Annotated in this window: 9 protein-coding genes and 2 pseudogenes; 7 read left to right on the top strand and 4 right to left on the bottom strand. The window is 35.6% G+C overall.

All coding sequences use genetic code 11. The annotated features are described in order from the left end of the window. Window positions 1-185 (bottom strand): transposase (locus FTV29_RS14255; RefSeq protein WP_180001905.1); only part of this gene is annotated, 185 nt, incomplete at its 3' end. 55 nt (window positions 186-240) lie between these two features. Here FTV29_RS14255 and FTV29_RS14250 point away from each other — a divergent pair. The 3 genes and pseudogenes from FTV29_RS14250 to FTV29_RS14240 form a co-directional block, all read left to right on the top strand. Then, window positions 241-447, top strand: a pseudogene (locus FTV29_RS14250) (hypothetical protein); the annotation flags it as partial. A gap of 82 nt (window positions 448-529) precedes the next feature. After that, window positions 530-1,147: an AAA family ATPase gene (locus FTV29_RS14245; protein WP_000158575.1), complete on the top strand. Its 618-nt coding sequence runs from the start codon at window positions 530-532 to the stop codon at window positions 1,145-1,147. Then, on the top strand, window positions 1,147-2,145 hold the full coding sequence (locus FTV29_RS14240; RefSeq protein WP_001085468.1) for a ParB/RepB/Spo0J family partition protein: 999 nt from the start codon (window positions 1,147-1,149) through the stop codon (window positions 2,143-2,145). Before FTV29_RS14245 ends, FTV29_RS14240 begins: the two co-directional genes overlap by 1 nt. 115 nt (window positions 2,146-2,260) lie before the next feature. Here the strand turns inward: FTV29_RS14240 and FTV29_RS14235 are convergent, their stop codons facing one another. Continuing rightward, window positions 2,261-3,565: a replication initiation protein gene (locus tag FTV29_RS14235; RefSeq protein ID WP_000274553.1), complete on the bottom strand. Its 1,305-nt coding sequence runs from the start codon at window positions 3,563-3,565 to the stop codon at window positions 2,261-2,263. Between the two features lie 1,002 nt (window positions 3,566-4,567). On the opposite strand from FTV29_RS14235, the gene FTV29_RS14230 reads away from it, so the two are divergent. From FTV29_RS14230 to FTV29_RS14215, 4 genes are all read left to right on the top strand, one after another. Continuing rightward, the gene (locus FTV29_RS14230; RefSeq protein ID WP_108676034.1) at window positions 4,568-5,020 is read left to right on the top strand and encodes a transporter; all 453 of its coding nucleotides are present in this window, start codon (window positions 4,568-4,570) and stop codon (window positions 5,018-5,020) included. A 4-nt stretch (window positions 5,021-5,024) separates the two neighbouring features. Continuing rightward, window positions 5,025-7,319, top strand: a complete 2,295-nt coding sequence (locus tag FTV29_RS14225) for a hypothetical protein (RefSeq protein ID WP_159138961.1) — start codon at window positions 5,025-5,027, stop codon at window positions 7,317-7,319. A gap of 11 nt (window positions 7,320-7,330) precedes the next feature. Continuing rightward, window positions 7,331-10,831, top strand: a complete 3,501-nt coding sequence (locus FTV29_RS14220; protein ID WP_180075634.1) for a hypothetical protein — start codon at window positions 7,331-7,333, stop codon at window positions 10,829-10,831. A gap of 1,233 nt (window positions 10,832-12,064) precedes the next feature. Continuing rightward, entirely contained in the window at window positions 12,065-13,720 is a 1,656-nt protein-coding gene (locus FTV29_RS14215) for an HNH endonuclease signature motif containing protein (RefSeq protein WP_180075633.1), read from the top strand. A gap of 376 nt (window positions 13,721-14,096) precedes the next feature. Here FTV29_RS14215 and FTV29_RS14210 read toward each other — a convergent pair whose 3' ends face one another. Together FTV29_RS14210 and FTV29_RS15325 are read right to left on the bottom strand one after the other, a co-directional pair. Next, complete coding sequence (locus FTV29_RS14210; protein WP_063454488.1) at window positions 14,097-14,420, bottom strand: type II toxin-antitoxin system HicB family antitoxin; 324 nt, start codon at window positions 14,418-14,420, stop codon at window positions 14,097-14,099. Between the two features lie 8 nt (window positions 14,421-14,428). Then, window positions 14,429-14,554: pseudogene (locus FTV29_RS15325) on the bottom strand (toxin HicA); the annotation flags it as partial. Window positions 14,555-14,951 lie beyond the last annotated feature (397 nt).

Raw genomic sequence — 14,951 nt, 5'->3', positions numbered from 1 at the left:
ATCATTAAGCAGCATTGGATGGCTGCGTCGGAGTAGGTTTGATTTCGCCCTTGTTTGCCTTTTGATGGCGCATACCATTGCGTAGCAGGATCAAACCAAATGGCAATATTTCCGCGACTCATGAGTGTTCGGTTATATGCGGGCCAATTGGTTGTGCGGTAGATTTTGTGTGTAGGCTTCTTCATTTGAAAATTATATCGCTGAAAAAGCCGTTACAGATAGGTTTGTGCAACAAAGCCTTACGACGATCACACTCAGCTATGCATTTACCTTGCTGATTTTATTGCTACATACAACTTCGACCGCAGACTCAAAACACTCAGGGGCCTGACTCCCTACGAATTCATCTGCAAACAGTGGACAGATGAACCTGAACTTTTTAAGATTGATCCGATCCATCAAATGCCGGGACTAAACAAAAGAAAAAAAAGGCTTTTAGTTTTTTAAATTTCCACTGTGGAAATTTAAAAATATTTTTTTAATTTTTAAAATTATGCTAATATAAATTTAATTTTTATATATTTAATCCATGACAATATACGTAATTGCCAATCAGAAAGGTGGCGTTGGAAAGACCACACTCTCAACCAATTTAGCTGTTGCTCTGAGCAAAAAAGGTCAGACTATTCTTGTAGATGGAGATGATCAACAATCCTCTATAAAATGGAGTAAACGTAGAACACAAGACTCGATTACAACCATTTCGCTCAAAGATAATTTAAAAGAAGAACTACAACAGTTAAAAAATAATAATAAATATATTGTATTGGATGTTGCAGGACGTGATTCAGCTGAGTTTCGTTCAGCATTATTAATAGCAGATGTTCTTATTATTCCAACGCAACCTAGTCAAACAGATATCGAAGTGCTGCCATTTGTGCTTAGATTGGTAAATGCTGCTAAGCAAGTAAATAAGAAATTAGAAACTTTTGTAGTCTTAAATAAAGCACCAACCAATACCAAATCTACAGAAATTGATGCTGCTTTAGAGTTGCTACAACAAGTCAAGTCTGTGAAAACACTAAATACCATTGTGCGTGATCGCAAACAATTTCGCGATGCAATGATCGAAGGAAAATCAGTATTAGAAATGGGTAGTAGTAAAGCAAAAGATGAATTAAATGAATTTTTGGTGGAGATCCTGTAATGGCGAAAAAACCACTCATTGTCGATTTTGATGATGCCTTTGAAATGGAACAAGCATTTATTAATGCAGCAGGAACAGGCAAAGTTGCATTGGTATCATCGACTGAAAATAATATTGTTGATCTACCTATAGAGCTTATTGACTTCTCAGAGCATCAACCTCGCATTATTACAGACAAAGTTTTACAAGATGTTGAAAAGCTTGCCAAAAGTATTGAAACGAATGGGCAAATTTATCCGATTGTTGTGATCAAAAAAGAAGAAACATATGAGCTTGTTGGTGGAGAAAAAAGGTTTCGAGCTGTTCGTGATGTATTAAAACATAAGACTATTCGTGCAATTATTCGAGATGATAAATCTACAGAAAAGACAGCTTTAATTTCATTGATTGACAATTTACATCGGTCAAATCTTAGTGATTTTGAATTAGTCAATGCTATACAAAAACACTGCGATGAGTTTGGTTATACTATACAAAATATAGAATTTATTACTCAAAAATATCAATTAGATCAATCTAAATACTTTAGATTAATGAGCTTTTATAAACTGCCAAACTATATAAAAGAAGATCTAAAAATCCACCCCAAAGCGATTTCAGGTGCAACCGCACAACAATTGTTAACTGAATTAAATAAACTGGTTTTAAAGTTTAACCATCAACTAGTTGAAGATACCACGTTAACCATATGGAAAAAGTACCTAAATGAATTTACAGAAACAAATCGTCCATCAAAAAAATTCATTTATCAAATAGAAAAAGCATTAACGGTACAAGAGACAGCTAAAAAACAAGATCAAAGCATCGAAAATGCCTCTCTAGTAAACAAAATGATCTTAAAAAATAAAAATGGTCTTAAATTTGGTTCGATTAAGATCGAGAAAAGTCTCAATGGGAAAACAGTCCTAAATATTCGCACCAGTTTAAATGCTGAATTTAATCAAGAAAAGATTGAAAAGTTAGAAGAATTTCTTGCCGGTTTAGATGACCACCCATAAAAATTATAAATTTCCACTGTGGAAATTTATAATTGAGTATCCAATGTTTTTTTAAATATTGGGTACTGCTATTTATCATACATATTGAATTAAAAAGTGTTAAAGGGAAAAATGCTTACCAGAACGGTAACTGATCTTCTGATGGATCTAAAATTTCATCCATATCAGAATCAACAATATTTTTATCTTCATGATCTGCCATATTATCTTCAGATGCATCTTTTTTAAAAATATTCATATTACGTTTTGCTTGTATCCAAAAATAGTAGTCTAAATCAATAGGTTTATGATCATTCAATATCTCTAATTTATTTATTAATAAACTGCGCATCATTTTTTTAGCTGTAATCGTATCCAAACTACCTAAAAAATAACCATAATCATTTAAAAACACATCACAATTCACTAAAACTGTGATTTGCTTCGAACTCAACCGAGTGACTGGTTTAATATATTTAATACGTTCTTTATCTTTAAAGTGCGATCCATCATCACGATATGGAATTGCATTTTTAAGATGTTTTTCTTTTAAACGATCAATGATACGTTGAAAAATTAGATTACGATGCTCATCTTTCATTTTGTAAGTAAAACGTATACCCACAACAAATTTTCCATTTTTAATCGTTTCATAATCAACTTCTAGATTACTTAACTTATTGATTTGTGTTTTTGCAACATTCAAAACACGACTTTTTAAGTTATCGATCAGTTTATATTTATCTTCAATATCTAGAGCAAAACGTAATCGTTCCAAACTTATATCATGAATTTGCTGAACACCTAATGACTCAGCCTTCCATAGTTCAGAATTAAGAATTCGATAAATCCGCATAGCATAATTAGAACGCATCCGCATAACATAGCGAATTTGGTGTGTACTAAATGAATGTGTCATCCCTGTTGGATTAATTAAATTATAAAAATAATTATAAAATTCTCTAGCAAAACGAATCTGCATGCATTTAGTTTCTTTACTATAATGACAATAGATAATCATCGGTACTTTAATTGGTGTAGGATCATCTTTTTTCTTGATCAACATCACCTTAGGCTTATAACTATCGTAAACACGCTGTAAGGCCTTTTCACCATAGCGATGAATTTCATATAACTCACTGGCTGTGACAACATCTTTATCTAAATGTTTTTCCGAAATCAATTCTCCAAAATTAGCTGCACTAATTGTAATAAGTTCATCCGGATCAAAGCGCATATTTTTATTTAATTCATTTTTGCGCACAGCAACCATAGCACAGTAAACTAGCTTTTCTTCATTGGCTTCATAACTGTAATTTGCCGTTGTCATATCATTACGTGTAGCCACTAAATCAGTGTATTGAACACGACGAGAAGAAGGTTTTATTAATTCTGTACTTTTCAAACCAAGCTCCATGGTTACAATTTTATAACCATACATTAATGATATCTTGTATTGAAATCAAGAATGGAAGAAAAGAAATCAATAAAAATCTATCCATTAGGTTACGGACAAAACGTATGGTTATTTAATATTTCTGGTAAAACATTACTAACGGACAAAACGTATGGTTATATTAAAAATAAAGCTAAAACAAACCAAAAGCATTGTTACTCAATACTTTTAACAGCATTAAAATAATGTAATAAAGGAAATAGAAAATTAAATAATCGAAAGAAAAGTAATAAATTTATGGAGAAAGCATCTAAATTGGACAAAATGTAATGATAATGTTTAAAACATAATCATTAATTGAAAAAATTGAAAATAGAAAAAATTAAGACTATAAATTTTTAAATTTCACCTTAAACAAACTTCTCAAATTAGATGCAAAATTGTTTTACCTGTTGATAATTTTGTTGATAAATTGAGACAAAACGTATGGTTATTGGACAAAACGTATGGTTGAACGGACAAAACGTATGGTTGAACGGACAAAACGTATGGTTGAACGGACAAAACGTATGGTTGAACGGACAAAACGTATGGTTATTGGCATGTAAGTATATGAATTTAAATATAAAAAATAGCCCTTTAAACTTATATAAACTTTTATAAACCTATATAAACTTTTATAAACCTATAATTAATATTTTTAAATAATGAAATACGTAAGATTTACAGCCATAACTAATTTCAAATAACTTTATTAAGTAAATATCTGAAAAACAGAGTTACCGTAATTCACTCAAATTTAAGTGACAACTTGGGTAAGCATACTTTTTGAAACACCACAGTAAAATTATTACTTGAAATGTCGCATTAACTCATTGAATTGCTCTGTTCTGACTAGTTATAAACATATAACATCATAGTCGGTGTTTTTAGGCTTAACAGATTCTGTTGAGCCTAAGTTGTAAATTTAAAAATTAGCCATTTCAACAGTATTGAGTTTATACAGCCAGTATCAGCTGAGATGGTTACGATAGAAAAAAATTGGAAATGCAAAAAAAATCACTTGAAGTCCTGACCAAGTTAAGTGCAGTTTTGATATTAGATTTACCAGATTTTATTCGACATTTTATCTTGAATCTTAAAAACAAGCTGGATGCTTATATCAAAAGAATTCTTAACAAGGGTGAAAAATCCCATAAAGGTGTTGATGAATTTGAAATTCTAAAATGGTTAATCCATAAAATTTCTTTAGATTTGGAACAGGTTCCAAAGCACAAACATAAAGAGGTACATGCTGTTCTATTTACATGTTTTTTTACTCAATTGTCCGATACCTTAGGTTTGCCATTATCACGGTATATGAAGGTGGGTAAAAATCCGCAGCGTTGTGTTCAATTGAGTGCAAGCACTTATAAAAAATACTTTGGCCTGAATAAAGACTTGAAGCTCAAGTTCGAACGAAACCTGAATATCAATTTTTACCCTGAAAAATTATGGTAGCTTTATGAGCCAAACTGATGAATTGTCAGCTGACAAGCAAATTAAACTATTGGAAGAATGGGTCAATCAACCCCTGAGTGTAAAAAAACAAATTTTGAATCAGCTCTTGGCGCAAGATCAGCAGGCACTGGAATTGTATGTTGCTGCTCACGATATCCATGTGGTGATTAAAGACAATCGGATGGTGACACAAAAGAAATTATTGGCAGGCTTAACTCAATGGGCTAAAAGTGCATCTATAGGAAAACCAACAGATCAACAAAAATCAGCATTCATCTATTCCTATCTTTTGACTGCAGTCTTATGCGAAATGCTGAAGGGAATCATCTTGTTAGAGCCTCAGGCTGAAGAGACAGAAAGACGAGTTATTTTACATAAGTGTGAAAAGAATAATAAAATTAATACAGTATCTTATGATTTAAAACTGTTGTTGCAAAAGCAGTTTTCTCACGCTGAGGAAAATAAACAGCTGTATGCAGACATCACGCAAAAACTCCAGGGGATGGATGAATTTAATGCCAATGAGTTAAAAACTTTTTTAGAGAGCAAAACAATAAAAAACGATTTTGAACAGCTTAATCTCGGCCGCCATATTCAACAATTCATTATTGTTTGTAATGAACTCATCAATAGTAGGTTAAATTCATCGTCAATCAATGTTCAGACTTTAATCGACAACATTCAAAAGCGCATGACCCGCACACCTCATTCTGGCATATCTTCGTTTGATGTGGAGAATGATGATAAGGAACAGGATACAGAGGCCAATCTTGTCGATCCTGAACAGGATGAGATCGCCAAGCGGGTGAAGGGGAGTTTCGCTGATGACAAACAGAAACAGCTTGAAAAGCAAGCTAAGCGAATTCAGCGACGTGACTTAGCCTGTAAAACTAATCCGCTTTATCTGAAACCCAGTTTATTAACTGAGGTATATCAGCGATTGCACGACTGTTATCAAGAAAATACGAGAAATGATGCATATCAATCGGCTTTAGCTGTGTGTGGTCTGATGTGTCTCTTGACCGGTCTGAGTCCAACGGTCTTTCAAAAGATCAAGTATTTGATTGGTATTGGTAGAATTAAAAAAAAATCAGTCAAAAAAGCCATCCGTTATTATTGGGTGATCGATCCCAAGCTGAATGCCAATCATTCCGGTGCCATGCAAGATAAAGCACAGCGTTATAATCGGGCCTTAACCCTGGAATGGCGCATACCAGCACCCTGGATCACCAGTTTAGAGGCTTTAGAGGAACCTGAATTTTGTGTGATTGAGTACAATAATTTTTTGCGGGAAGTCTTTAAAGAGCATCAGATTGGTGAAATCACCTGCGGGATGTTAGAGCGACAAATCTATTTCCATTTGGATATGGAGACTGGTGATAACCTAGTCGCACACTTGTTGGCTAATCGAGATACTCATCATATCGTGCAATGGAACTATGAAGGGCGTCAGATCGATCAAATCGACCAGCATTTTCAAGGCTATATTAATGTTCTATTAGACCGTAGAAAAGGTGATCCATGGATTGAGAATGAACACCCTGGCCATATTTTTCATCGTGAGGAACGTATTGGTAGTCAGCGATGCTGGACTGTAGAGGCCGCGAGTGAATTTTTTAATCAGCTTTATCATTTTGTCAAAAACACATTAGCCAATACTCAAGCGAATCTGATCGAGAAGCTGAATGCTTACAGCATTTGGATGTGGCATCTTTCCTTAATCTGCCTGACGGTACGTCCAATAGTCGGCATGCCGGGGTTACTCAAACATTACGATCCTAAGGCACAACTGCTTTATGTGCATGATAAAAAAACTGATTCACGAAAAGTAGGACGTCCTGTTCCTGTTACAGGCTACTGGCAGGATCATTTCAATGCATATCGAAAATATCTGACGCAAACCATCGAGACACTCGGGATAACTAGTTTTAAAGTGAAATTGGAAAACGATGGTTTTATGCTCTATGTCATCTCACATCCTCGGATCAAGTCCCAAAAAGGTCAGGTGAATCTTGCGGAAGTCGTGGAGCATTTGGAGTTACAGCCCATGTCTGCTGATTTTGTCACGAATTACCTTAAAGAGACCGTGCAGATTTATAAAAACTGGCCAAGGCATTTCACTAAAAATCATCTCGCCCTGAGTGGTGACATTCACAATACGCTATATACCCATGATAAGCAGAGCATGGGATTCAGTCACATTTCTGGATTAAGTCCTTATCTCTACAAACACGACATTCAGCAACAAGTTAAAAGCTTGCTCAACAAACTAGAAATCGCAAAGCTTGAAGTGCTTTAAAGGACCATCTTGTGCTTGATACATCACTCGTTACGCAATTAGAAAATGCCATTAAAAGAGAAATCGCCGACATTTTTAAGGAAATTTCTCAGCTGATCACTGCTACATACACAGATGTAAATTCTGACCTTGCTCAAATTGATTTTAAGTGGCTTGATCAGCAAATTCTGGACAAGTTTACTCTCTATAGAGCAGTTTTAGAGCAGCTCTGCCAAATATCCAAATTTAAGGACAATGCTGCAGATTACCTTCAATTCTGTTTTAAACAAGTGAAACAGATTTGTAAGGAGAAAAACCAGCAGTGGCAAAAGGATTACCCTTTCTATGCCGAGAGCTATGAGATTAAGTTGCCCGATTGGATCGTCTACACACCTAAACGTCTAGACAACGTTTTTTCAGGACGAAAGTTACAGCAGGGTACTATGCTCGTCGAGGTAAAAGAAAAACTGTATGTGAATTGGGCGGATTATCTCAAACAACAAACTCAAGGTATCCTCTTAGACTCTACGGCTAAAGAGCAACAAAAATTAGTGAATACCTTGTTTGAATGTCTGTGTATTTCATTAATTTTTGATCAGGGATGCATGCAACCTGAACGACTGATAGCCATTCATGATGCGATTTTTCATATGAACCTGGATAGTGGCTTGCTTCCGATCTATTCAGATGCCGAAAAGGTTCAAAAGGCTTATGTCTTTTCATACACATTGCCCTCGACAAAGTATGGCAACATCTATCGTCAGGATGGGGAAGAAGAGGCGGAGTTATGGCAAACCCAAAACATTTATTTCAATGCCTTTGCGATGCTATGTTATCGACGGATTCAGCAACTACTCAATGGACCGCAAGGGTATGTATTACAAAGCACTTCGCCATTGCTGTACTGGGAAAAAGAACAGAGTGAAATTGAAACGGGGAATCAGCCTGAAGCCTTACTGCTAGAAAAACTTAAAATCCATTTAAACATTGTACTGAATATGGCGGAGGAGGGGGACTCTAGAAAAGCACGTCAGGATCAGCCATTTGCACAGCTTAATCACGTGAAGCTATTTTTAAAAGGCTTGGAAAAGACCGGTTTTGCCATTTTTAAGCATATGGATTATGTCTTGTGGCAAGAGATTCCTAATCTGGATGTGTTAAGTACCAGTGTACTGAACAATCAGATCATCACTTCGCCTTTAATCTATGAGCAGTATACACAGCTCTATGATCAACCCGATTGCTGGAAAACTATTCAAGCTAGAATCAAAAATCTTGAAAAAAAGCCTCAAGTCTTAGACTTGGAGATGCCTACAGTTACAGTCAAAACATTTCATGATCGACGAACCGGTCAACGTCATGAGCTGAAATCCTGGCTTTTATCTTTTCATCAGGATATCAAACCCAAACAGCTTGCGGATCAACTCCAAGAAAGCATCCAAAAATCTGAGGACTATAAATCTGCGTATGAGGCTGGAAATGGCGAGTACCTAGATTATGTAGTGGCTATTGCACATTTACGCGTGTGTCAGTGGTTAGAAAACGAATTTGCTTATCATGGGAAAGCAGCGATTAAAGTCTCAACAATCAAGCGTTACTATAGTAGTTTTGTGCTTGACGTACTTTGTTATGTTCTAGAACAGCAGATCAATCTAGATACAGCCACTGAAGAGCAGTTTGAGGAAATGTATCGCACGATTGTTGAAGAAAAACTGCTGAATGATCAGAAAAATCATAAAACGACCGCACAAACCAACAACAATAAAAAATACAATACCTCGGGTTATGCCTTTGATCGGCTGAAAGCCTTTCACCAATACTTAGTCAAGAATCATCGTGCACCGATTGTGCAATATTTATATGAACGTCAAAGTGACGGTTTATTTTTAAAAACCAGACTCATTAGTCCGCAGATGTTTCAATTGATGATACGGATTCTTAGAGAATACCCAGAAGCTTTGGGTCTGACTGAGCAGGATGCAACCTGTCTAGAATGGGTCTATACATTGGCATTTAGACTGGGCTTGCGTATTGATGAAGCTGCCGGGATCTGTATCGATGATTTTGTATCTCCGCAGTTACGAAAACATCCTGACAATCGACAGCTCTATTATGTGTTTGAATCCGCTTTAGATCAGCAGAAAGACGATCGATCTCACCATAAAATGAGAAAAACAATGGGTGATATTGATGATCTCACCCTTAGGATTCGTCTAAATTCTGAGCGTGATCTGAAAAGTGATAATGCCACGCGTCAGTTTGATTTAGCTTATTTTTTAGCACCGGACGAGTTCACAGGATTTTGTCGCTTTTATCAAAACCAGTTACCTGGCTCTAAAGCGACTGCAGCAGTCTGCAATAGAAAAATCAAACAGCTCTTTATGCTGGGTGAACAACCTTTATCCAGTACAAATTTATCAAAAATTACCCAGTTACTGTTTAATACTGTATTAGGGACAAACGATCATCAATATACCTTTCACGCTTTCAGGCATAGTACCGCTTCACATTTGGCTATCCTTTTAAAAGGCAGCATAGCACTGGTACGTTGTTTTACTGACTATGATTCCGAGTTTGGGCGTAAGCTTAAAAAGCACATTTTACCCAATATGAAGGATGCTTCATCGCGTAGTGCCCAAGCCTGGTCTCGACTTGCGCATCTGATGGGGCATGAAGACATTCGGATCACTGCAAGACATTATCTGCATCATCTGAATATCCTGATTGCTGACATGTTTTATCAAGCAAACCGTGAATATTCACCTCAATTGATCAAGGCATTATTAGGCGATAGTCAGTTGATGCATCGCGATTTCAAGGTTAAATTTCAGTCGAATGAAAGAGATATTTTAAAATTGATGAAGAAGATTCATTCACACACAGAAAATAATTCTCAAACTGCTGCATTAAAGAGCAAGAAAAAGCAGAAGCAGCCTCAACAACAGGACGTATTTTTATACCGTGAAACGTTTCTAGACGAATACCGGAAGTGGCGGGAAAAAAAAGAAAAAGCAACGATCGATCCTGAAGTATTGAAATTCATTCAATCGATCAGCCAGCCGTTTTCTCTCTATACAAGTCACGTCAAAAATGATGCTAATCATGAGGATCTTATCGGTTTTACTTGGAAGAAAATGGTGACATGGTCTAATCACTATGAGATTGAGCAACCTTTTAACTTAAATAAAAATGTAACCCAGAAAGATCTTAAACATTTTTTTTATTGTTTAGAAAATAAAATTTCACTTGAAAAAGATCGTCCTATTTTGAATTTTAAGGCATCATCTGAAAATGACTTGATTGACTATCAAAGATTCTTAGATTTTATCAATAAACTTTATTCAAAAGATTCAGATAATTTTTCAAAATATTCAGATAATTTTGAATGGGATGAATATAATCCGCGTGAATTTAATAATGTAAAAAAGGGCGAGGTGAAAATAAAAAAATATAAAATATGGAATAAAAAAGATAATAATTTTGTTCAAAAGATGCTGTTGCAAAGCGTCTTTTACAAGATGAAAGAGTGCTGAGAGTATCAAAAAAGAGTGCTGAGAGGTTCTATCAGAGGTTTAGCATATGAACGGAAATTTATCAAAAAAAATACATTGAAAACATATGGATATTGTTTTTAATTTTACAGCTTGATTTTTCTGAGTATTGGTTTGCAGATAATCAGTTTTTTAGCGCTCAAAAATGGGGTAATTAAGGGTGAAAATCCAACCCCGGGTTTTAGGTTTTTTGAGTGTTTTTTAGCCTAAAAAACAGCATTGTTGAGACGCAAGACAATAATCACGCTACGTTAAAATTAATTGAAATATTATTGATATAAATAATACCTTTTATTGTTAATAAAATAATAAATTAAAAGCGATTTAATATGAAATTGAGTGTTGTTTTAAATTAATTGGAGAATCAGTTTTAAATAATGTAACCCTCTATTTTTGGTTGATTTTTTGGTTTTTTAACCAAATAAAAAGTACGTTTTTTCATATTATGTTGATAATTTTTAATCAATTTTATACATTGCTGAAGATAGAAACTGTATTTAAGTTGAATTAATCTGTTTTGATGAGTTAATGCTCATAAATGAAAATTCCTTATTCTAGCCTGTAGTTAAAACTGCTAATCATAAATATTCTAAAAATAGCCTAAGCTTAATAAGTGGTTAAAAAAGGGGCCCAGGCCTTTGCTTTGTCAAATATCTACTTTGCCAAGCAAAGGCCTGGGAATCCGCGAATTTGATTTTTTCTTCGCTTTCCATTTGATCAATATGTTATGGATTAATATTTTTATTCAAAAATTTATAAAAAAATCCAATTCGGTTTGACCAAAGAAAAAGATACCCATATGATAATTACGTTACAGCAAAATCTGTAATCGGGCGTGGAAACCTGAAAATTACTACAGAAGCATTAAAACCGCTTTAGCGGTTTTTTGTGCTTATTATGCTTAGTTTGCCATTATGGTAGGCCAGGCAGGGCAGTCTATGACTGGCCGTCTTCTGTAGTGCGGTATTTCCACCCCTGTTTGGTCTACCTCCATCTCGTGGAAAAGATGGTTGTAGATAGTCAACTCTAAACTACAGGTACTAAACATGAAGATTTTATTATCTAATCCCCCCATTTCTCTTAGGTCTCTTTTGTTAGCGCTGACCGGATATTGACGGTCATTTAATTCATCGCTTTAACTAAATTGAACTATATGCACTTTCAAATTTCGTGCTTTAGCGAATATAGGAAAGTGCTGCCTGGAGAAAACAAAAAATGGGCCAAACTCGATTACTGACGAATATCATTCAGCGTAAAGTCATGTTGCCAGAAGAAATGTCGCCTTCAATGCAGCGTGATAATTTTGAAGTGGCACTGACTGATTTTGAAAAGCATGCCATCATCAAATGTTTATTTAAAGCGGATAACCAGCGTTCTACTGAATGTTGGAGTGTGCAGGAAATTGCAAACTTTATTGAGAATTGTACAGAAGATCAAAATATCAATTTGTGTATCTTGTATTGGAAAGATATACACGGCAACATCTATATTATCGATGGGGCGCATCGTCTTTCGAGTATTTATGCTTGGGTCAAGAGATATTTTGCAGATGAACAAGCCACTCAAGCGCCTAATTTTAGCGATCAACAAAAAGAAGATATTCGTGACCTGCGAAATCATTTAGGAGATCTAGCTGACTTCCAAAAAATTTGTATTGATCCTAAATTTGCAGAACAAAAATCTAAATTAGACGATATTAAAATCAGTTTCCGGCAAGTGCTTGGTACTCCAGAAGACGCAAGACGCGTATTCCAATCGATTAATTCAGATACTAAACGCCTAGATAAATATGAGGAATATCATCTAAGAAGTCGGGGAAGTGATGCATATTATGCGATCTATGCCTGTTGTTATATCAATGACAATAAATCCAATTTAGAAGAGCTTCAATATACACGTTTAAATTCGCTGATCGAGTTGGGGGAGAAGATCCATCAGCTGCTTTTCTCTACCATATTATTAGATACTGAAATGAGTCATGGCAAAAAAATTGGCTTGGTCAATGAGCTCATGAATATCATCGCGGGTGATCAGATTCATAATATCATGAGCCTGAATCAGGGTGAACGCGTTGAAAAGATCATGTCACATCTGTTTACGGTCCTTTGCAGAATGGCCACTCCTGTAAAAAATACTGGGGTTCCGAGTTTGGGCTTACATCCGTTCTTATATTTTTATAAGGACCAGCGTTTTCAGATTACTTCCTTTCTGGCATGGTTTGCTATTGTGTTTGAAATTCATGAAAGCCTGATGCAGACTCACCATCGAACCATTAGCTTTAAAGAGTTTACACGTGTCCGCCGTAGTATTGAGTTCTTGATTGCCAATTTTCCAGTGGCGACCACTGAAACGGTCGGTAAGTTCGGCAGTGGGATTAAAGGCTATGATCGGCTACAAATCGTTTATAAAGCCTTTATCTGTTTAAGCCTGGAAATGGATGTCGATTTTGAAGATGAAGAATGCCTGAACACCTTTATTTTGTCGATGTCAAAGGCTTTCAAGTACATCAACTTTAATGAGTTTTATTCTGAAAGATTTTTGGGTAATTATGATGATGGGGTTGTAGAGCATGTAGTCGGATATGTTGAATCGATTAGCCCGATCTCTCGATCAAAGCCCAAGGCCTTTTCAGCATTAACCAAAAATTTGCTTAAGCACAATTTTCTGGTGGGTAATCATAACTTTTGCCCCATTTGTGATGGATTAATCTATCTCGATTCTACTGAATCGGATCATCGGATTGCCAAAGCCGCAGGTGGCCAAGGGGTGCTAGAGAATGGTCTGCTGGTTCATCCACTCTGTAATAGAATGAAATCAGATCTGAGCCTGGAAGAGATTAGAGCGGATTTGTTTGGTGAATTACTGTATTAATCAGCAGAGTGATGAACTCATTTTCTCAAGTGTGTTAATTAATGATAAATCACATGATTTAACTTTTGATATATTCAGCCAGTGTAGCTTTTTTTAATTAAGTGCAGAATCATAGCTAGAAGCTAGCTGTAGTTTCTGAATGACCGTCAAGGTCCTTAGTTTTGCCCATTGATCCTTCTCTGGGCATTTTTTTTGATCAAAATATAACGCTATTCTTGCTAAAAATTGAATATTAATTTTTAACGAAAATTATGTGTAGATAGGTCTAGATAAATTTTTATTCCATTTTCTGCAAATTATTGGATAAACCAACCAGCTATTCTTGTTTATGGTCTACCAGTCATTCTCATTCCAAGTAGACCATCAAGATATAAAACTACATAGCCAATTTTGCCGATACCAAACGATTCATACTCACACCACGCTCCGCAGCTTCAAGTGCTAGTTTTTGATGAACCATTGATGGAACACGAACAGCAAACCGTCCGCTATACTTTTTTTCTGAAAGCGGTACAGGTAATTTCTCATTATTGCTGATCATATCTGCTACAACTTCAGCAACAAGATCAACAATCCCTGAAAATGCTTTAGATTGTTCTGCATCGAGCCAAGACAGTGACGGAAATTCGGCACATAGACCAACATACTCATTATCTTCTGCTGACCATGTAACACGATAAGTAAATTGTTTGCTATCCATTTGACACCTCACAATGTTTTAAGTTTATCAAGTGCAGCTAATACTTGCCTAACCTGATAAGGTTTAGCCTTTCCGCTATCATCTTGAAGATTAATACGAGGATCGCCTTGCCACGGTGTTTTAAATACCGTGTGACTACCACTTGTTTGTCTTGGTTCACCAAAATATTGCTTACAAACCTTGAGTAAATCGACATAGCGGATATTTTTTGGATTATTCCGCATTTGTTCTATAAGTTGATCAAGATTTGCCATTTAAATGCTCAATAGTGCCAATGATTAATAGTATCAATATTGATACTATTAATCAAGAGTTTGGCATGCCTAGTGGCTTATACGAACAGAAATGAATGGTAGGGTGCAAATAGGAATAGGGGGTAGATTTACATAGGAATATGCAATTTACTATCTGTAAGTGAAAGAGGACTCCACCCGACAGTCAGGGTGGAGGTGAATTTCACAGATTTTAACCTTGTTGGTTTTGAATGTATTTCTTAATAATATCTAAGGGCGCACCACCGCACGACCCTGC

Source organism: Acinetobacter sp. YH12254, assembly GCF_013417415.1.
In the GTDB taxonomy this organism is placed as follows: domain Bacteria; phylum Pseudomonadota; class Gammaproteobacteria; order Pseudomonadales; family Moraxellaceae; genus Acinetobacter; species Acinetobacter pseudolwoffii.
Note: the sequence above shows the minus strand (reverse complement) of the source record. Positions and strands in the feature narration are given on the sequence as shown.